Source organism: Leifsonia sp. McL0627 (assembly GCF_058244615.1).
Window position 1 is genome coordinate 250,305 of sequence record NZ_JBZCGM010000006.1, and the last position, 18,657, is coordinate 268,961.

At 69.4% G+C, this 18,657-nt stretch carries 17 protein-coding genes; 5 read left to right on the forward strand and 12 right to left on the reverse strand.

What is annotated here, in order from left to right; genetic code table 11:
* Positions 1-34: 34 nt before the first annotated feature.
* Positions 35-775 (reverse strand): SDR family NAD(P)-dependent oxidoreductase, encoded by a 741-nt coding sequence (locus tag AC37TH_RS17190; RefSeq protein ID WP_490765560.1) that lies wholly within the window; start codon positions 773-775, stop codon positions 35-37.
* A 101-nt stretch (positions 776-876) separates the two neighbouring features.
* Here AC37TH_RS17190 and AC37TH_RS17195 point away from each other — a divergent pair, with 101 nt between their 5' ends.
* A complete protein-coding gene (locus AC37TH_RS17195) occupies positions 877-1,851 on the forward strand; it encodes an aldo/keto reductase (RefSeq protein WP_490765561.1) in 975 nt (324 codons plus the stop codon).
* 53 nt (positions 1,852-1,904) lie between these two features.
* On the opposite strand, the gene AC37TH_RS17200 is transcribed toward AC37TH_RS17195, so the two are convergent.
* Positions 1,905-2,636: an alpha/beta fold hydrolase gene (locus AC37TH_RS17200; RefSeq protein ID WP_490765562.1), complete on the reverse strand. Its 732-nt coding sequence runs from the start codon at positions 2,634-2,636 to the stop codon at positions 1,905-1,907.
* A gap of 145 nt (positions 2,637-2,781) precedes the next feature.
* On the opposite strand from AC37TH_RS17200, the gene AC37TH_RS17205 reads away from it, so the two are divergent.
* A complete protein-coding gene (locus tag AC37TH_RS17205) occupies positions 2,782-3,771 on the forward strand; it encodes a methyltransferase (protein WP_490765563.1) in 990 nt (329 codons plus the stop codon).
* A gap of 108 nt (positions 3,772-3,879) precedes the next feature.
* On the opposite strand, the gene AC37TH_RS17210 is transcribed toward AC37TH_RS17205, so the two are convergent.
* The 4 genes from AC37TH_RS17210 to AC37TH_RS17225 all read right to left on the reverse strand — a co-directional run bounded on the left by AC37TH_RS17210 (position 3,880) and on the right by AC37TH_RS17225 (position 9,181).
* A complete protein-coding gene (locus AC37TH_RS17210) occupies positions 3,880-4,473 on the reverse strand; it encodes a TetR/AcrR family transcriptional regulator (protein ID WP_490765564.1) in 594 nt (197 codons plus the stop codon).
* Positions 4,474-4,616: 143 nt separating this feature from the next.
* The gene (locus AC37TH_RS17215; protein WP_490765565.1) at positions 4,617-6,293 is read right to left on the reverse strand and encodes an amidohydrolase; all 1,677 of its coding nucleotides are present in this window, start codon (positions 6,291-6,293) and stop codon (positions 4,617-4,619) included.
* The gene (locus AC37TH_RS17220; RefSeq protein ID WP_490765566.1) at positions 6,290-7,120 is read right to left on the reverse strand and encodes a molybdenum cofactor biosynthesis F family protein; all 831 of its coding nucleotides are present in this window, start codon (positions 7,118-7,120) and stop codon (positions 6,290-6,292) included. The genes AC37TH_RS17215 and AC37TH_RS17220 overlap by 4 nt, the downstream gene beginning before the upstream one ends.
* Positions 7,121-7,180: 60 nt before the next feature.
* Positions 7,181-9,181 (reverse strand): primary-amine oxidase, encoded by a 2,001-nt coding sequence (locus AC37TH_RS17225; protein WP_490765567.1) that lies wholly within the window; start codon positions 9,179-9,181, stop codon positions 7,181-7,183.
* Positions 9,182-9,451: 270 nt separating this feature from the next.
* On the opposite strand from AC37TH_RS17225, the gene AC37TH_RS17230 reads away from it, so the two are divergent.
* From AC37TH_RS17230 to AC37TH_RS17240, 3 genes are read left to right on the forward strand one after another with little or no spacing between them, the layout of a single operon-like run.
* The gene (locus tag AC37TH_RS17230; RefSeq protein ID WP_490766081.1) at positions 9,452-10,897 is read left to right on the forward strand and encodes an APC family permease; all 1,446 of its coding nucleotides are present in this window, start codon (positions 9,452-9,454) and stop codon (positions 10,895-10,897) included.
* Positions 10,897-11,664: an SDR family NAD(P)-dependent oxidoreductase gene (locus tag AC37TH_RS17235; RefSeq protein WP_490765568.1), complete on the forward strand. Its 768-nt coding sequence runs from the start codon at positions 10,897-10,899 to the stop codon at positions 11,662-11,664. Before AC37TH_RS17230 ends, AC37TH_RS17235 begins: the two co-directional genes overlap by 1 nt.
* 35 nt (positions 11,665-11,699) lie before the next feature.
* Positions 11,700-12,503: an SDR family NAD(P)-dependent oxidoreductase gene (locus AC37TH_RS17240; protein WP_490765569.1), complete on the forward strand. Its 804-nt coding sequence runs from the start codon at positions 11,700-11,702 to the stop codon at positions 12,501-12,503.
* 106 nt (positions 12,504-12,609) lie between these two features.
* On the opposite strand, the gene AC37TH_RS17245 is transcribed toward AC37TH_RS17240, so the two are convergent.
* The 6 genes from AC37TH_RS17245 to AC37TH_RS17270 form a co-directional block, all read right to left on the reverse strand.
* Entirely contained in the window at positions 12,610-13,317 is a 708-nt protein-coding gene (locus AC37TH_RS17245; RefSeq protein WP_490765570.1) for an ABC transporter ATP-binding protein, read from the reverse strand.
* Entirely contained in the window at positions 13,314-15,107 is a 1,794-nt protein-coding gene (locus tag AC37TH_RS17250; RefSeq protein ID WP_490765571.1) for a branched-chain amino acid ABC transporter ATP-binding protein/permease, read from the reverse strand. Before AC37TH_RS17250 ends, AC37TH_RS17245 begins: the two co-directional genes overlap by 4 nt.
* A complete protein-coding gene (locus AC37TH_RS17255) occupies positions 15,094-15,954 on the reverse strand; it encodes a branched-chain amino acid ABC transporter permease (protein WP_490765572.1) in 861 nt (286 codons plus the stop codon). Before AC37TH_RS17255 ends, AC37TH_RS17250 begins: the two co-directional genes overlap by 14 nt.
* A gap of 67 nt (positions 15,955-16,021) precedes the next feature.
* Complete coding sequence (locus tag AC37TH_RS17260; protein WP_490765573.1) at positions 16,022-17,212, reverse strand: ABC transporter substrate-binding protein; 1,191 nt, start codon at positions 17,210-17,212, stop codon at positions 16,022-16,024.
* A gap of 131 nt (positions 17,213-17,343) precedes the next feature.
* Positions 17,344-17,733, reverse strand: a complete 390-nt coding sequence (locus AC37TH_RS17265) for a nuclear transport factor 2 family protein (RefSeq protein ID WP_490765574.1) — start codon at positions 17,731-17,733, stop codon at positions 17,344-17,346.
* Positions 17,734-17,807: 74 nt separating this feature from the next.
* Positions 17,808-18,641 (reverse strand): MoaF C-terminal domain-containing protein, encoded by an 834-nt coding sequence (locus AC37TH_RS17270; RefSeq protein WP_490765575.1) that lies wholly within the window; start codon positions 18,639-18,641, stop codon positions 17,808-17,810.
* Between the last annotated feature and the right edge of the window lie 16 nt (positions 18,642-18,657).

Sequence of the window (18,657 nt, forward strand, 5' to 3'; positions counted from 1 at the left end):
CGAGGCGCAACGCACGCCGTCCTGCCTCTCACCGTCAGACCAGCAACTGCCCGCCGTCCACCGCGAGGCTCGTTCCGGTGATGTGCGCAGCGCCCGGCCCGGCCAGGAACAGCACGGCGGGCGCGATGTCGTCCACCTCCGCCAGCTTCCCCAGTGGGATGCGCGACGCCCAGGCCGCGCGCTCCGGCGAGCCTTCGGGCATCCCGAGTTGCAGCATGGGCGTGAGGACCGGCCCTGGCGCGACCGCGTTGACCCTGATCCCGGCGGCGGCGAGTTCGATCGCCGCCCAGCGGGTGATCGAGTCGACCGCCGCCTTGCTCGACTCGTATGCGCCCATCCCGGGCGTCGGCTGGCGTCCGCCGATCGAGGAGATGTTGACGATGGCGCCGCGGGTGCCCGCCGCCGTCATGTGACGGGCGACCGCCTGGGTCACCGCGAAGGTGCCGAGGATGTTGACGCGCACGATGGCGTCGTAGTCGGAGACGCTGAGGTCGGTGAGGCGTCCGTGCACCGACAGGATGCCCGCGTTGTTGACGAGCACGTCGATGCGGCCGTGGTCGGCGGCGATCTCCTCGACCGCTGCCGCGACGGCGGCCTCGTCGGTGATGTCGAGAGCGATGGCGGAGGCGCCGATCTCGCTCGCGACGCGGCCGACGGTGTCGGCGTCGACGTCGGCGAGCACGACGCGGTCGCCGTTCTGGAGGAAGGCTTCGGCGATGCCGCGGCCGATGCCGCCGCCTCCACCGGTGATGAGCACAGTGCGGGTTTCGGTCACGGATCTCTCCTTGTCAGGCATCGCGCCACCACGTCATGGCGCCGAATGCAGTTATATTATACAAACGTAGAAAAAAGCGAAGCTGCTTCAGGAGGCCAGTCGTGTCATTCACCGGTACCGTCCCCACCCGCACGCTCGGCCCGGGAGGACCCGAGGTGCCCGTGTTCGCCCTCGGATCCTGGAACACCTGGGACCGGATGGAGTTCGACGATGCGGTCTCCCTCATCCGTCGTGCCCACGGGGTCGGCGCCGCGTTCTTCGACGTGGCGCACTACAACATGGGCCCGCACGCCGAGAACGCGAAGACCGACCTGATCTTCGGCGAGGCGGTCCGCGCATCCGGACTGACCAGGGACGATTACCTGCTCTGCGGGAAACTCTGGCTCTGGGAGTACCCGGCGACGACGTTCGCTGACCAGCTCGCCACCTCCCTCGACCGCATCGGCGTCGACGGGGCCGACCTCGTGGTGGTCGGCGACTACTTCGGCGAGGTGGATGTGCGCGCCATCGTCACCGACGTGGCCGCCCAGATCGCGGCCGGACGGTTCGACGCCTGGGGTGTCAACAACTGGGCCATCGACGACGTGCGCCTCGCCATCGACTTCGCGCGCGACGAGGGGCTCACGCCGCCGACGTTCGCGCAGCTCAAATACGGCCTGGTGCGGCGCACGATGGCGGAGGGCTCGCACTACGGCGAGCTGTTCCGCTCCGGCGCGCTCGCCCTTCAGGCGTCCGACGTCTTCGAGGGCGGCATCCTCGCGGGCAAGCTCGCGCCGTCCCGCAAGATCGGCGCGGACGTCGGCGGCATCCGGGAGCGGATCGTCGCCGCGTACCCGCGCGTGCAGGAGATCGCGGCCTCGCTCGGCGCGACGCCGACGCAGCTGGGGCTCGCGTTCGTGCTCGCGCATCCGGCGACGGCGAACGTGCTCTTCGGCGTGAGCCGCGCGGAGCAGCTGGAAGACAATCTGGGTGCGCTGGAAGTGCTCGACCGGGTCGGGGCGGACGCGCTGCGCGCGGCGACGGAGGAGCTGTGGCTGGACCGCGCGGTGAGTGCGGACGGGACGTGGAGCGTGTAGCGTTCGCCCGCCGCGGGTGCGCCGCTGAACGGCGGCGCACCCGGTCAGGGGCGTCAGTCCGCCAGGAACGCCACCGCGGCATTCCGGAACTCGGCACTGTCCAACGCGCCCCGGTGGTCGCCGGGCACGCGCAGGATGTTCGCCCCTGGCACGGCGGCGACCAGGTCGTCGATGCCACCCGACATCGGGTCGTCGGCTCCGGCGACGAACAGGGTCCGCACATCGGGTGCGCCGTCCTGGGGCGCGAACGGTTCGGAGCCGAGCCCGGCGATGAGGGCGATCAGGGATGCGGTGTCCCTGCCGGGCACGGTGACCATGGCGGCCATCATCCCGGTGAGCGGATCGGTGGGAGCTTCCCTGCCGTCGACGGTCCGACGCAACGCACCCACATCCACGGCGGCGAACGGCTCGAAGGGGCTCAGGCCGCCGAGCACCAGGCGGCGCACCCGGCCAGTGGATGCGGCGGGCAGCTCCCACGCGAGCCGCGCGCCGAGGGAGTACGCGACCACATCCACCTGGTCGGCTCCGAGGGTGTCGATGGCCGCGACGAGTGCCGCGATCACCGCGGTGGTGGTCGCGGCGTCGTCCGTGACGGCGGGGGAGTCGCCGTGGCCGGGGAGGTCGACGATGTGGGTCGTGCGCCCGGCGTCGGCGAAGGTCTGCGGCCATCCGGTGCCGGCGAAGTCGTCGGCTCCGCTCGACGCGAAACCGTGCAGGAGGATGACGGGCGGCAGCGTGCTGCCGGGCGCGATCGTGGAGCGGATGGCGAGGGGCGAGGTGGTCATGCTGGTCTCCCTTGACGTGTGACGGCGCCGTTGCGAACGTTTTTCTATGTTAGTAGAAAATAAACGTCAACGTCTGTAGAGTCAGGGGAGAATCGCCAAGACAGTGCCGTCCCCGCGACGAGCCACGACAGAAAGAGCGTGACAAGTGACCTCAACCCGTGCAGCAACGCCCGACGCGATCGTCGACATCGCCATCGGATTCATGGGCGCCAAACAGCTGTTCGCCGCCAGCCGCGTCGGGCTGTTCTCCGCGCTCTCGGACGGCCCGCTGGATGTCGCGGGGCTCGCGTCCGCCACCGGCGTCTCCGAGCGGCAGCTCCGCATCCTGGCCGACAGCATGGCCGCGCAGGGGCTGCTGACCAGGACCGATGGCCGCTACGCACTGAGCGCCGACGCCGCCGCCTACCTGACCGGAGACCGCGCCGAGCTCGACCTCACCCCGTTCCTCGCGTTCCTCAACGCCACCAGCTACCCGCAGTGGCTCGGCTACGACTCCACGGTCGACACCGACGACGCCGGGACGCTCGACCTGGACGACGCCGGCTGGGGAGCGTTCCTCGACGGTGTCATGACGTACAACGAACTGCACGCGGCGATGCTCGTGCGGAACTTCGACTTCACCCCGTACCGCAACGCGCTCGACCTCGGCGGGCTGAGCCCGGCGTTCGCGGTCAACGCGATGCGCGCGAACCCGGAGCTGCACACGCGGTTCGTGTTCGACCCGCAGTCCGTCCCGTCCATCCAGGCGGCGGTGGAGGCGGCGGGGCTCGCCGAACGGTCGGTCGTCGAGGGCGCGGAGACGGCGACGGCCGACCCAGGGGGAGAGCACGACCTCGTGCTGGTCAACCACGTCATCCATCGCTTCGACGCCGACGAGAACCGCGGCATCTTCCAGCGCGCCCGCGCCGCGGCGGCGCCGGGTGCAACCCTGGTGGTCCTCGACTTCTACCTGGACGACGACGAGGAGCAGCGCAAGATCGACGCACTGCACGCCGGGGAGTACTTCAACATCGACGGAACCGTGGTCTACCCGGAGTCGGTCGTGAGGGAGTGGCTGGAGGCTGCGGGCTGGACGCCCAGGGGCACGGTCGCCCTGCCGGGCAGCCCGCGCATCCTCATCGCAGACGCAGCCTGACCTGCTCTGCAAGGAAGAGCCGCCCACCGGCCTGTGCCGGTGGGCGGCTCTTCGCCGTTCGAGGCGGAGCGGGACGTCCGCTGTGGCTCGTCTGGCCGGGCGCGCGGGCTACGCCGTCGTGATGCGCTGGAAGAACGCGTCGAGCTGCGCTTCCAGCAGGTCGGGCGTCGAGAGCTGCGGGGCGATCAGGCTCATCACGTTCGCGCCGACGTTGATGAGGACGATCTCGTCGACGAGCTGTTCGTCCGGGGTGGAGGTGCGGATGTCGCCGTCCGCTCTGCCCTGCTCGATGTAGGTGAGGAGGCCGCCGCGCCAGCTGGTGAGGTGCGACAGGTAGGCCTGGTGCAGATCGTCGTTCGACATCGCGCGTTCCCAGAAGCTGAGGAGCACCCGGCCGGCAACGATGGCCTCTTCCGTGAGCGGTGCGGACGCGTAGACGATCGCGCGCAGTGCTGCGAGCCCTGTCGCGTCGCCGACGGCAGTGGCGACGCCTTCGCTCATCATGCCGAGGGCGCGGTCGTATGTGCCCTGGATGATCTCGTCCTTGCCGGGGAAGTAGTGCTTGAGCGCCCCGTTGGCGAAGCCGGCCTCGCTCGCGATCTCGCGCATCGTCGCCGCCTCGAGGCCGCCTTTCACGATGAGCGCCCAGGTCACATCGATGATGTCGGAACGGCGTTGATCGTGGTCGATCACCTTGGGCATTCGGCTCCCCTCAAGACGTGCGCTGACCGGTCACGATGGCGTCGTCGGCCAGCACAGCTGTCGGCCAGAACAGACGTCGGCCAGAACAGCAGCATAGTCAACAAGTGTAGGGTAACCGCTCGCCCGCGCCGCGGACGGCGCCCTCAGCCGCGGGAGAAGACCTGTTCGCCCTCGAAGTACGTCGCCTGCACGGTGACCAGGTGGAGCTCGTGGGCGGGCACGGCGAACGGGTCGCGGTCGAGCACGACGAAGTCGGCCGACTTGCCCGGCTCGATCGAGCCCGTCACGTCGCCGAGGCCCATCGCGGTCGCGCCGTTGACGGTGAACACCGCGATGGCCTCGTCCAGCGTGATGGCCTGCTCGATCCCGAGGACGCCGGAGCGCTGCCCCGACGGGTCGGCGCGTGTCACCAGGCCCTCGATGCCCTCCCAGGCGTTCGGTGTCTCGCTCACCGGCCAGTCCGACCCTCCGGCGACGAGCGCGCCAGAGTCGATCAGCGCGCGGTTCGGCTGGAGCCCAGCGACCTCCTCGGCCGGACGCACCGTGCTCAGCGCGTCGGCGATCACGCCGGGGAACCACAGGAAGGGCGAGATGTCGGCCGACACCCCCAGTTGCGCGAACCGGGGGAGGTCGTCCGCCGCAATGAACTGTCCGTGGGCGATCTGGTAGAGCGGCGCGGTGTGGCCCTCCGCGCGGATCGTCTCCACCGCATCCAGGACCATCCGCACCGCGGCGTCTCCCGAGCAGTGGATCTTGGCGGAGATGCCCTGCGCGGCGGTCCGGCGCAGCCAGTCGAGCAGTTCGCCGGCGGGCATCGTGGTGGTTCCGTGGAAGTGCGCGCCGTGCGCGTCCGAGGGAAGGTACGGCTCCAGGAAGGCCCCGCTGTGGGCCGGAGGCGTGCCGTCGAGGAAGATCTTGATGAAGTCCGGCCGGTGGTGCTCGCCGGTGAGTTCGGCGCGGTGGGCGATCAGCGCATCCCCGAGTTCGGTGTATCCGAAGATCTGGTCGTTGACCGTCATCGACGACACCACCCAGGCGCTCAGCTCTCCGCGGTCGTCGAGTGCTTTGAGCGCACGCATCTGGTCGAGCGAGATCGCCGCATCCTGGAACGTTGTGATCCCGTAGGAGTGCACGATCTCGATGGCGCGCGCCGACGACTGCTGCTGCTGGGCGGCGTTCAGCGCGACGACCGGTTGCGCCACCTCCTCCACCAGCAGGCCGGCAGCTTCGAGCAGGACGCCGCTCGGTTCGCCCGTCTCCGGGTCGCGCACGATCACGCCGCGGTCCGGGTCCGGGGTGGAGGCGTCGATCCCGGCCAATTCCAGGGCCCGCGAGCTGACCCACCGGTTGTGGTGGCTGTCGTCGGTGAGGAGCACGGGACGGCCCCCGGCCGCTTCGTCGAGCCCGCGCCGCGCCTGGGCGTGCCCGAGCAGGTCGAGGAGTCCCGTGCCCCAGCTGCTGCCGACGATCCACTCGTCGGGTTCCTTCGTCGCCGCGTACGACCGTACGGCGTCGAGGATCTCGTCGTAGCCGGCGCCGTTCGAGAAGGTCAGCTCGAACAGCTCGGCCCGCCCGGCGTGCGCGTGGTGGTTGTGCACGTCGACCAGCCCGGGCATCACGAACGCGCCGCCCGCGTCGATCACCCGGGTCTCCGGACCGCGCAGCCGCGCGACGTCGTCCGCCGAGCCGACCGCGACGATCCGGCCGCCGCGCACGGCGAACGCCTCCGCGCGCGACCGCTCGGCGTCGACCGTGTGCACGGTCGCGTTCGTGACGAGCAGGTCGGCCTGCCCGGGTTCTCCGCCGTCGACCGTGCTCATCGCGTGACGGCCGGGTCGTACTGGTCGGGGTGCACCGTGTTGCTCAGCAGCCGCCCGTACGCTCCGAAAGTGAAGTGCGTCGGCACTTCGCCGGACTCGTCGAGCCCGAACAGCACGCCGTGCGACCGGATGGAGCGCACGTTGCGGTGGTCGGCGATGGTGACGGACGCGCACGGGATGACCTTCTCGCGCCAAGTGAACACGTAGATGCCCGGACGGATCTCCCAGACCGAGTTCTCGTCGGTGTCGGCGAGTCCCTTCTCTGGACCGGCGAGGCACTGCCAGCTGTACCACTGCGGGCTCAGGTAGACGTGCTCGTACGCGTGCTGGCTGCTGTACACCCACATCACCCGGCGCCCGATGAGCGCCGTGGTCGGGGCAGGCTCCGCGCCCGCCGTCTCCGCGCCCTCGATGAGCGACGGGACGAACAGCTGCCGCACCGCCGTGTTGCCGGGGAACTGGTCGCCGATGGCCTGGATGATCGACAGCGCGCGGCCGTTCGTCAGGTCGATGACAAGCGATACGGCCTCGTTCGGCTGGTGCTGGTGGTGGAACTGCGCGAAGTAGAGGCCGTTGTCGACCTCGAATGCTTCGTACGGGTCGGTGCCGGAGGAGGCGGGGATCGCATCCGTGGCCCCCGGCTGGTACTCCCACTCGACGGTGTCCGCGCCGAACCGGTGCACGATCCGCGTGCCGCGCTCGTCGACGAGCGCGACCGTCTGCCCGGCGAGCGCCGCCGTCGGCTCCGCCTTGTTGGCGTCGAAACCGGGGGCGAGTCCGTCGAGCGGCAGCCAGGTGGAGGTGTCAGACAGGGTGAGGTCGCTCATGGTGTCTCCGTTCAGTGGTGCAGGGTTCGGTGAAGCAGGTCAGGGAGATAGGGGGAAGTGTCAGTGCTCGCAGGTGCACTCGCCGCCGCCGCCGTCGGCGCCGCCGCCACCGCAGCACGACGACGCAGCAGCGCCGTCTGGCAGGTCGAGGGCCGGGTTGCGGTCGAGGAAGCCGTACGGCTTGAACAGGAACCCGGAGTAGTCGACCGGCATGATCGGCCAGTCCTCGGGTCGCGGGATGTGGGTGGGCCCGAACACGTGCCACAGCACGATGTCGGTCTCCTCCAGGGAGCGGTCGGCCGCCGTCCAGGCGGGCAGTCCGGCTCCACCGGCATGCGCGTTCGGGTAGTCGCCGGCCGGGAAGCGCTCCGCCGGGTCGAACGCGGTCGCCCACAGGTGCTTGGTGGCGAAGGTCGCACGCCCGAACACCGTCGACTCCGGCTGTGCCATCAGCGTCGCGCCCGGCTGCGGGATCAGGTGGTAGGCCGTCGGCTTGCCGACCAGGTTGCGGCGTTCGGCGCTCGTGACCTCCCAGACGCGCGAGGTCGGCGCGTTCGCCAGCCGCCCGGACTCCTTCTCGCTCCGGATGGGCGTGGTCGTCCAGGTGAACGCGTTGCCGTATGGATTGTCGTCGCCGATCGGGATGCCGACCACGTCGACCTCCGCGAGCGAGTTGCGCTCGCCGTCGACAGCGACGTCGAGCCGCGCGCAGAACAGGTGCTGGTGCACCGGCGCGAACAGCCCGGGCGCGATCTCGGTGGCGTGCGGGTCGTCCGTACCGGGGATCCCCGCTCCGGCGAACACGATGCCGGTGGCCTTGGCCTCCACCTGGATGGTGCCGTCGAGGTAGAAGTACCAGAAGAACCCGTAGTCGTAGTTGCCGATGGTGGAGAAGTACGACACCACGAGTCGGCGCGAGCGGCGCACCTCAGCCTTGCCGTTGAGGTCGGTGTGCTTCCACAGCACTCCGTAGTCCTCCTCATGCATGCAGACGACCTGCGGAATGGTGACCGGGTGGCCGTGGTCGTCGGCGACCACTCCGTCGAAGTAGTGGATGACCCCAAGGCAGTCGCAGCCGAGCGTGAGGCTGTTGGCGTTCTTGCCGAGCAGGTACTCCCCGGCGTCGAAGTAGCTGATCCAGAAGCGCGTCGCGGTGGTGTCGCCGTACGGCACGACCATCTCGGGCACGGACGCCCTGGCGAGCACCGGCCTGTCTTCCTCGCCGTCGCGGAAGGTGACCTGGTTGAGCACCAGCCCCTCCCTGGCGTTGAAGCCGACGCGGAACTTCCAGTTCTCCCAGCTCACGGCCTGCCCGTCCACCTGGAAGCTCGGCCCTTCCGGTTGCGTGATCTCGATGGGCTTGAGCGAGGTGCGGGCGGGCCCGACCGTGGCGGCGTCGTAGTTGCCGTCGAGCGCGGGGACGGGCACGTCGCCCTCGTCCTCCACCCTGATCACCTCGCCCTTCGTGAGGTCGATGTGCACGATCAGTCCCTCGACGGGATGCGACCAGGGGGAGTCCTCCAGGCTCGACCGCAGGAAGGTCAGCGACCGGATGGCGCGACGCCCCACCTCGTCGGCCCTGTTGAAGTGCCCGGGGGCGAGCGGGGCGCAGAAGGCCAGCTCGATGCGGTCGGCGAGCCCGCGGCGGGTCATCGCCGCCTGCCACTCCGGCGACGCCTTCGCGATCCGCTCCGCCGCCTCGTACTCCTCGAAGAGATACTGCGGCTGACCGTAGGGAGCCGACCCGGTCGACAGCGGTGTGCGGCTGACGATCTCGGACGTCGTCACCGACACCACGACCTCCGCAGACTCACCGGTGGCCGTGTCCAGCAGCACGAACAGGATGCGCCGCTCCACCGCATCCCCTGGCCGGAAGGAGGCGACGGCCTCCTTCGACGGCTCGACGGGCAGCACGGATGGGAACCGGGTGCTCGGCCCGATGAGGCCGGCGGCGTCGAGGATGTCCCGACCGCGTGAGAGCTCCGCGGCGGTCAGCGGATCGAGGGGGTGCACGACCGTGGTCGGGGCGGTGGACGTGCTGCTGTGGTGGTGCGCGGACATGAGCATCCTTCTGGTGGTGGTCTGTTCAGTATCGAAGTCGTACTCCATCCTGGGGAACGTGCGGACCGCCGATGTTCGTTTTGAGTCAAGTTGTGTGCAGTTGAAGCCAAGGCCAACCTGTGGAGGGATTGGCAACATCGCAGTAGCCGCGGCGAAACCTGCGCCGCGCCGACCGAGGAGTACCCCGTGACCTCCACCGAACAGGCAGACACCGTCGTCGCCTCGCCGACCGCGCGCCCACGTCGTCTCGGCGTCCCCGCCGTCACGTTCATGATCATCGCGGCGTCCGCCCCGCTCACCGTGCTGGCGGGAGGCGTCACCACCACGTTCGCCGTCACCGGCGTGACCGGGGTGCCGCTCTCCTTCCTCATCCTCGGCGTCACCCTCGCGATCTTCGCGGTCGGCTACGCGGCGATGAGCCGGTTCGTCACCAACGCCGGCGCCTTCTACTCCTACGTCGCCCGCGGCATCTCCCGTCCGGCGGGCGTCGGCGTCTCGATCGTCGCCCTCGTGTCGTACAACGCCATGCAGATCGGCGTCTACGGACTGTTCGGCTTCCAGGTGTCGTCCCTGCTGAACGCGAAGTTCGGCTGGGATGTGCCCTGGTGGGTGCCGATCCTGGTCTGCATCGCCCTGATCGCCGTGCTCGGCGTCAACAGGGTGGACCTGTCGGCCAAGGTGCTCGGCGTGCTGGTCGCCCTCGAGTTCGTGGTCGTCATCGTCTATGACGTGGCGGCGTTCATCGTGGCGCCGGAGGGCGTCAGCGGCGAGGCGCTCAGCCCGTCGAGCCTCTTCGTCACCGGCATCGGAGCCGTCTTCGCCTTCGGCATCGCCGCCTTCATGGGATTCGAGTCCGCCGCGATCTACGGCGAGGAGTCGAAAGACCCGAAGCGCACCATCGCCCGCGCCACCTACACCGCCGTCGGCATCATCGCCCTGTTCTACGCACTGTCGTCCTGGGCGATGACGGTCGGCTCCGGACCGAGCAAGGTCATCGAGGATGCGACCAAGCAGGGCCCCGACCTCATCTTCACGTTCCTCTCCACGAACGTCGGCGTCGTCATCAGCGACATCGCTCAGCTGCTCTTCGTCACCAGCCTGTTCGCCTCCCTGGTCAGCTTCCACAACGCGGTCGCCCGCTACTTCTTCTCGCTCGGGCGCGAGGGGGTTCTGCCCGGCTGGCTGTCCAGGGTGCGTGCGCGCAGCGGAGCACCGTGGGCCGGGTCTGTGACGCAGACTGCGCTCGCCGTGGTCGTCATCGTCGTGTTCGCCATCGCGAGCATCGGCTGGGTGCCGCCGCAGGGCGCTCCCGCCGCACTGTTCCCGGTGCTGACGCTGTTCTCCTGGCTCACCAACAGCGGCGCGATGGGGCTGGTGCTCCTGATGGCCGTGGTCTCGGTGGCCGTGATCGGCTTCTTCCTGCGCGACCGCCGCGGCGTCGGCGTTTGGCAGCGCCTCGTCGCCCCGATCGTCTCCGGTGTCGCGCTGCTCGTGGTGTTCGTGCTCATTCTGGTGAACTTCAACGTGCTGCTCACGAGCGACCCGACCGCGCCGCCGACCGCCACCACATTCATCCTGCCCGCCATCGTGATCGTGCCCGGCATCCTCGGGATCGTCTGGGGCGTGATCCTCAAGAAGCGCAACCCGAAGGTGTACCGGCAGATCGGTCACGGCACCGAGGAGACCGGTGCGCCGGAGCTGGTCGCGGAAGACTGATGGAACTGCAACTGGCCGGCCGCTCCGTCCTCGTGACCGGAGCGGCCAGCGGCATCGGCCGGGCCTGTGCGCTCGCGTTCGCCGCGGAGGGCGCGGCCGTGGCGTTGCTCGACCGGGATGCGCGCGGGCTGGCCTCTGTGGAGCGGGAGTTGCGTGCATCCGGAGCTGGTGCCGTGGTCGCCGTGCCTGTCGACGTGACCGACGAGGAGTCGGTGTCGGCAGCCGTCGCCGCAACAGCAACCGCACTCGGCACAGTGGATGCGGTGGTCACCTGCGCCGGCATCTCCGGCCCGTTCGGCTCGCCGGTCGACGAGATCGCGCTGACGGACTGGAACGCCGTGCTCGCCGTCAACGTCACCGGCCCGTTCCTCGTCGTGAAGCACGCGCTGCGGCATCTGCGCCGGGCGGAATCGCCGGCCATCGTGCTGCTCGCGTCCGACTCCAGCTTCGTCGCTGCCTCAGGGATGGTGCCGTACAACGCCTCCAAGGGCGCTGTGCTGCAGCTGATGCGGGCGCTGTCCGTCGACCTCGCTGCGGACGGCGTCAGGGTGAACGCCGTCTGCCCGTCCATCGTCGACACCCCGATGGCGCGCGCCGATCTCGGCGTCGAGCCAGGCGGCTTCGCGTCGGCCGACTTCCCCGTGCAGAGCGCAGATGAGGTCGCCAAGCATGTGCTGTACCTCGCGTCGCCCGCATCCCGACCGGTGAACGGGCACGCGCTCGTCTCCGACTTCGGGTACCTGGCGCGCTCGTCCTTCCCCGCGTAACACGCGAACCGACCACAGCGAGAAAGCAGGCCGCCGTGCCGTTGAGCAGAGCATCCGTCGACGGCAAGGTCGTCGTCATCACCGGGGGAGGCACCGGCATCGGCGCCGCGACCGCCCGCCGGTTCGCAGCGGAGGGCGCGCACGTCGTGCTCGTCGGGCGGCGCAGGGAACCGTTGGAGGCGGTCGCGGCGGAGACCGGCGGCCTGGCCGTGGTCGCCGACGCGAGCCTCCGGGATGATGCGGAAGCCGCCGTGCGTCAGGTCGTGACCGAACTCGGACGCATCGACGTCGTGGTCGCGAACGCGGGCGGTCACGGGCTCGGGACGGTCGACGAGACCGACGACGCCGCCTGGGAGCTGTCTTTCCGCACCAACGTGACGACGGCGTTCGTGCTCGCGCGCGCCGCCCTGCCGCACCTGGTCGAGTCGCACGGGCAGATCGTGGTCGTGTCGTCGCTCGCCGGGCTGTTCGCCGGTCCGGGGGTCGCCGGATACACCGTCGGCAAGCACGCGCTGATCGGGCTCACCCGGTCGCTCGCGCGCGACTACGGGCGCTACGGCGTGCGCGTCAACGCGGTGTGCCCCGGCTGGGTGCAGACGCCGATGGCCGACGAGGAGATGGACGACTTCGCCCGCCAGGCCGGGTTGTCGAGCCGCGAGGAGGGCTACCGTGTCGTCACGGCCGCCGTTCCGCTCGCGCGCCCGGCCCAGCCCGAGGAGATCGCCTCCGTCATCCGCTTCCTCGGCTCCGCCGACTCCTCCTATGTCACCGGCGCCACCATCGTCGCCGACGGCGGCGCCCACATCGTCGACGTCCCCACCATCCCCCTCGACGCCTAACTCCCGCTCCCCAGCAATCGAGTCGGGACTTATGTACGCGACACGCCGGCGTGTCGCGTACATAAGTCCCGACTGATTGCTGGGGGACGGGAGGAACGGGCCGGGGTCAGCCTCCGAGGTAGGCGCGGTGGAGGAGCTGGGGGGAGGCCTGCAGGGCGGCGGAGGGGCCGGCGTAGGTGACGCGGCCCCCGGAGACGACGGTGGCGTCGGCGGCGACGCCGAGCGCGAGGTGTGTGAACTGCTCCACGAGCAGCACCCCGACACCGGATGCGGCGAACTGGGTGATCAGCGGAAGCAGCCGCATGAACACCACAGGCGCGAGGCCGAGCGACATCTCGTCGATCAGCAGGAAGCGCGGCTTCGACGCGAACGCCCTGGCGAGCACCACCATCTGCTGCTCACCGCCCGACAACAGCCCGGACGCGCTGTTGCGCCGCTTCTCCAGCTCGGGGAACTGCGCCAGCGCCTCGTCGACACCCTGCTGAGATCCGGCGGTGAGCCGGATGTTCTCCTGCACGGTCAACGACGGGAAGATCGCCCGCCCCTGCTCGATGTGCACGATCCCGCGCCGGGCGCGCTGCACGCGGGTCAGTTTGGCGATCGACTCGCCGTCCACGCTGATCGTCCCTCCGCTCGCCGCGACGATGCCGGAGACGGACTCCAGCAGGCTGGTCTTGCCCGCGCCGTTCGGCCCGACGAGCGCTGTGATCGCACCAGGCACCACACGCAGACTCACCTCGCTGATGACGGGGCCGGCGCCACGGCTGACCGTGACGGAATCCAGGACGAGCTCGTTCTCAGTGGCCGCGTTCACAGCATCTCCGTTTCACCCATGTACGCCTTCATGACGGCGGGGTCGGCGAGCACCTCCGCCTGTGGTCCTCCGGCGAGCACTTCGCCGAAGTCGAGCACGGTGATCGTCGAGCAGACTGAGCGCACCAGGTCGAGGTCGTGCTCGATCAGCACGATGGACATCCCGAAGCGTGCCGGTGCCTGCAGCAGTCTGGCTCCGAGTTCGACGTGCTCCTCGTGCGAGAGACCGGCCGCCGGTTCGTCCAAGATCAGGATGCGCGGCTTGGCCAGCACGTTCGCCGCGACTTCCACGAGTCGCCGGGTGCCCACGTCCACGTTCTGCAATCTGGTGCCGGCGGTGGGGCAGCCGAAGAACGCTAGCGTCTCGTCGACCTCTGCGGCGGTGACGCGGCGACGGGCGACGAACCGCACGTAGGCGTCGACGGTGAGCGTCGGCGGCACCCTGTCCTGCTGGAACGTGCGGCGAAGCCCGAGCCGAGCACGCGCCGTCGCGGACTGCCCGCGCAGGTCGCGCCCGTCGAGGCGCACCGTTCCGGTGTGCTGCGGGAGGAAGCCGGTCACCGCGTCGACGAAGGTCGACTTGCCTGCGCCGTTCGGTCCGATGAGCCCCATGACCGTGTTGGCTGGAACCGCCAGGCTCACGCCGTTCAGCGCCTTCACCTGCCCGAACGCCACGCCCAGGTCTTCGACCACGAGCACCGGAGGCAGGGAGAGGTCTGGGGCAGGGGGAGCGGCGACCACCGCATCCCGAGTGGACGCGGCATCGGCGTCGGCATCCGGCTGCCCGTCAGCACCGCTCGACCCCAGCGGCGCAGCGACCTCCACCGGATGCCGCACCGCCTGCCGCTTCCACCAGGCGTTCCGGATGCTCTGCCCCAGGTTCGACCCGCTGGTCAGCGCCTGCACTCCGAGCACGCCGAAGATCACGAAGCCCCAGTCCTGCGGCACGCCCCAGCGCTTCAGCAGCTCGGGCACGGCGATCCAGACGATGCCGCCGAAGATCGCCATGTCGATCAGGTACGCACCGGACATGATCGCCAGCACGTAGAGCGCCAGCGACTGGATGGGCGTGAAGCTGCTCGCGAACGGCAGCCCCACTTGCCCGGCGATCAGGCCGCCGCTCACCCCGCCGAGGGTGGCGCTGACGGCGAACGCGGTGAGTTTGGAGCTGCGGACGCTCGCGCCGACGGACGCCGTCCCGCGCTCAGAGAACGCGACCGACTTCCAGCTGGATCCCCACCTCCCGTTCTGCAGGAAGTACACACCGACCCCGCAGACCACGAGCACGAGCACGCTGAAGAAGAAGTACGAGCGGTCGTCGCTGAACGCGTCCGGCCGCAGCACGGAGACGCCGTCGGTCGAGCCGGGGAACTGGATCTGCACGAGCGTCACGTCTGCAGCGGCGGCGAAGCCGAGCGTGACGACCGCGAGGTTCACCCCGCGCAGCCGCAGTGCCGGCAGACCGACGAGGATGCCGACCACGCCAGCGGCCAGCCCACCGAGGATCAGCCAGACGATGAAGCCGCCCGGTGCGTTCAGGACGTTGAGCAGCGAGACGATCCACGCGCCGACCGCCGCGAACGTCAGCTGGCAGAGGGCGATCATCCCGGCGCTGCCTGTCACGATGCCGAGACCGAGGATCGCGATGGCGGCGACGACCGCGCTCACCGCGAGGAAGACGAAGTAGCCGGAGAGCGAGACGCTGAGCACGTATCCGGCGGCGAGGCCGACCGCTCCGACGATGAACGGCAGGGCGATCCGTGCCGCGGGGGTGCCGCTAACGCGCCGCATCCCACACCTCCTTGCGCTGCGTCCACAGCAGGAATCCGATGATGAACAGGAACGGCAGGAAGTTCCGGATGAACGACACCTGGTCGATCTGCGCCACGAGCCCGCTGAGCAGTCCGAGCACAAGCCCGCCGATCACCGCGAGGTCGAGCCGCCGGAACGCGCCGAGCAGGGCGGCGGCCGACGCGGGCACGATGAGCATCGACAGGCTGGTCGCGTCGTTCGACTGCGACGGGGCGACGATGATGATGACCAGCGCCGAGATGAGTCCGGTGACCGCCCACACGGCAACGCTCAGCGGCCGGGCCGGGATGCCGATCAGCTCGGCCGTCGTCGGCCGTTCGGACAGCGCGCGGAGCTTGGTGCCGATCGAGGTTCGCGTGAGCACGAGTCGGCAGGCGAGGGCGACGACCACCGCGAGCACGACCGTCGCGACCGTGACCTGGCTGACCACCACCCCGCCGATCGAGAACGCAGGACCGGACAGGATCGGGCTGAACGGCTGCGGCTTGTTGCCGAACAGGATGAACGACAGCGAGATGAGCAGCAGCAGCGGCCCGACCGTGACGGCAGAGCGCGTCGTGGTGTCGGCCTCCGGCAGCCAGGTGGCGATGATCAGTCCGATCAGCGCGCTGAGCGCACCGCCGATGAGCACGCCGATCAGGGAGCCGAGCCAGATCGGCAGCCCGGCGTTGCCGACCAGCCAGACGGCCACGAAACCGCCGAACATCCCGGTCGCGGCCTGCGAGAAGTTGACGACCCGCACCAGGCGGGACATCAGGGTGAGGCACACCGCGAGCACGGCGTACAGTCCGCCGGCGGCGAGGCCGGCGAGGGCGCCCTGCAGCATCCGGGCTCCTTTCAGAAACAGTGGATGCGGGGCTCGCCTCCGAACAGGAGGCGAGCCCCGCGGTGGGTTACTTCTTGGGGATCTTGATCCAGTCGTCCCCGTTCAGCTCCCAGGCGTTCTTGCCTGTCACGAGCTTGATCGGCCAGCCTGCGGTGTTGCCGTCGTGGACCTTCGCCGTTCCGAACTGGTACGGCGTGCCGACCATCGGGTTGGTGATCGCGCTCATGTCGTGCAGCGCCTTGGTGACGGAGTCGCGGGTGATGTCGCCCTTGATGCCCTGGGCGACCTGGATGAAGTACTTGGCAGCCAGGTAGCCTCCCTGCGAGAACGAGGTGAGCGGGATGTTGTTCTTCGTCATCAGGTCGCGCCAGTCTTTGTTGATGTCACTGGACGCGTCGGTGAACGGGTAGAACTCGGCCGGAACGTAGATCCCGGCTCCTGCGTCGCTGACCGCCTTGGCGAAGTTGTCGCTGTAGACGCTGGTCAGGTAGAGCCAGTTGACGTCTTTCCAGCCCTGCGCGTTCGCGGCCTTGACCTGCGCGATGGCGTCCGGCTCGACCGGGTTGATCGCGAGGGCCTTGCAGCCGGCGTCCTTCGCCTTCACGATGTACGGCGTGTAGTCGCTCGCGCCGTACGGCACTGTGTCGTCGATGTAGAGCGGCTTCTTGCCGGTGATCTCGGTCCACTTGTCGATGGCCTTCTGGTAGGCCGGACGGGTGCTTCCCGCGATCTCCAGCAGCACGCAGATGTTGTCGAGCTTCGCGACCTCCGAGCCCCAGTACAGGGTCAGGGTCATGTCGTTGAACGGTCCGACGTTGGCCGGGGAGATGTTGGGGCTGTCGAAGCAGCCGGTGTCCACCCCGACACCCGGGATGCTGAGGACCTTCTGCTGCTCGTAGTACTTGGCGTTGATCTCGCACTCGATCAGGCTCGCCGAGCCGACCATGGCGACGGCCTCGTCGCTCCCGACGATCTCGCGGGCGTTGGCCGACGCGGTCGCCGGATCGCCCTTGTCGTCGAGCGACTTGTACTCGATCTTGTGGCCGTTGATCCCGCCCTTGGCGTTCTGGTCGGCGAAGACCGCCGCCGCGGCGAGGGACGCCTCGGGGAACGTCGCCGGACCGCTCTTGGTGTTGACCGATCCGACCACGATCGGGGCCTTGCCGTCGCCGCTGCCGCCGCCTGCGCTGCAGCCGCTCAGCACGAGTGCTGCGGATGCTGCGAGCGCCGCGGTGGCGTAGAACAGGTGTTTCCTCATGCGCTTCCCTGCCTCTCGGGTTGCGCCACGACCACTTCGTCGTGGCATCTTGACCTGAAACCTATGGCCGGGTGCAGCCCCGGCAGTTGCCTGTGGCTGCACCCTTCTTGCCCGTGCGTGCTCTCCCGCCGTCAGCCGACGGCGTCCATCACGCGTGCGGTGTCGGTGAACTGCTCGAACGCCACGACCTTCCCGTCCGCGAGTCGCCAGACGTGGGCGACGCGGGCCTCGAAGTGTTTGCCGGTGGCCCGGTTGGTTCCGCTGTACGTGCCGAGCCCGACGATGGTGTCTCCGCCGTCGATCAGCTCGGTGATCGCGGCCGTGTACCCGTCCCAGTCCGCGCCGATGCGCTCGAAGACGCCGGCGCGCACCTCATCGGGGCCGATGTGCGTCCCCGCGTACGGGAAGCCGGCCATTTCGGTCCAGCGGGCGTCGGCGGCGAGCGGGGCGAGCATCCCGTCGATGTCGCCCGCGTCCGAGGCGGCGTAGTGGGCCGCGATGATGTCGTGGTTGCTGGTCATGCTGGTGCTCCTGTCAGTGGATGCGCGGGTCAGTGGATGCGCGGTTCTGTGGACGCGCGGGTCGGTGGATGCGGTCAGACCGGCTGGGCGTCCGGGTACGACACCGAGCCGAGCGGGTAGATGTGGCCGCCCGCCCGCGAGTGCTCCGACTCGCCCGCCCCGTTCAGGCCGAGGAAGATCCCGGTGGTGCGCAGGTCGTAGCCGAGGTCGTGCAGCCAGACGCTCGCGACGGCGATCCGGAATTCGCGGAAGCAGAACAGGTAGAGCCCGTCGGCGAACTTCCACACCGTCGACAGGTCCATGTCGCCGTGGCCGCGCTGCACGCCCTCCAGGCACTGCCAGGCGTAGCGCTGGGACGACACGTAGACGTGCTCGTAGAGGTGCTCCGGGCTGTACCGGTAGATGTTGCGCTTGCCGATCAGGTCGCGGGAGGGGCCGGGGACGTCGCCGGTCGGCTGACCGCCGTCGGTGACGGCCGCGTGGAAGGTCTGCCGGACGCGAGGCGTACCCTCGACGTCCTCCTCGCCGATCACGGAGTGTGCGACGAGCGCACGGTGTGTGCTGGTCGAGTAGACGACTGTGATCGCCTCACGCTCCACGCTGGTCAGGGGGAGGTTGACGAAGACGACGTCGTCGCGCACGGCGACCGCGTCGTACGGGTCTCGGCCGCCGTTGCCCTGCCAGGCCCAGGTGACCGCATCCTGATCGAAGGCGAGCGTCAGTGCAGTGCCGTCGTCGAGGGTGAGTGCGAGCCTGGTGCCCGCGAGGTCGGTGTTCGGCAGCCGGTAGGTGTCGATGCCCGCCGCGAACTCGTCGTAGGTGCGCCACTCGTCGGTTTCAGGGTCGAGTGGTGCCGGATCGAGTGGTGCCGGATCGAGTGGCGCCGGATCGTGCTGAAGGTCAGTCATCGTGTTCCTTTCGTTG

Coding starts and splice junctions, on each gene's coding strand:
- AC37TH_RS17200 (WP_490765562.1), bottom strand. CDS start 2,636: ATGACCACCTCGCCCCTCGCCATCCGCTCCACGATCGCGCCCGGCAGC.
- AC37TH_RS17210 (WP_490765564.1), bottom strand. CDS start 4,473: ATGCCCAAGGTGATCGACCACGATCAACGCCGTTCCGACATCATCGAT.
- AC37TH_RS17215 (WP_490765565.1), bottom strand. CDS start 6,293: ATGAGCACGGTCGACGGCGGAGAACCCGGGCAGGCCGACCTGCTCGTC.
- AC37TH_RS17220 (WP_490765566.1), bottom strand. CDS start 7,120: ATGAGCGACCTCACCCTGTCTGACACCTCCACCTGGCTGCCGCTCGAC.
- AC37TH_RS17225 (WP_490765567.1), bottom strand. CDS start 9,181: ATGTCCGCGCACCACCACAGCAGCACGTCCACCGCCCCGACCACGGTC.
- AC37TH_RS17230 (WP_490766081.1), top strand. CDS start 9,452: ATGATCATCGCGGCGTCCGCCCCGCTCACCGTGCTGGCGGGAGGCGTC.
- AC37TH_RS17235 (WP_490765568.1), top strand. CDS start 10,897: ATGGAACTGCAACTGGCCGGCCGCTCCGTCCTCGTGACCGGAGCGGCC.
- AC37TH_RS17250 (WP_490765571.1), bottom strand. CDS start 15,107: ATGCGGCGCGTTAGCGGCACCCCCGCGGCACGGATCGCCCTGCCGTTC.
- AC37TH_RS17255 (WP_490765572.1), bottom strand. CDS start 15,954: ATGCTGCAGGGCGCCCTCGCCGGCCTCGCCGCCGGCGGACTGTACGCC.
- AC37TH_RS17260 (WP_490765573.1), bottom strand. CDS start 17,212: ATGAGGAAACACCTGTTCTACGCCACCGCGGCGCTCGCAGCATCCGCA.
- AC37TH_RS17265 (WP_490765574.1), bottom strand. CDS start 17,733: ATGACCAGCAACCACGACATCATCGCGGCCCACTACGCCGCCTCGGAC.
- AC37TH_RS17270 (WP_490765575.1), bottom strand. CDS start 18,641: ATGACTGACCTTCAGCACGATCCGGCGCCACTCGATCCGGCACCACTC.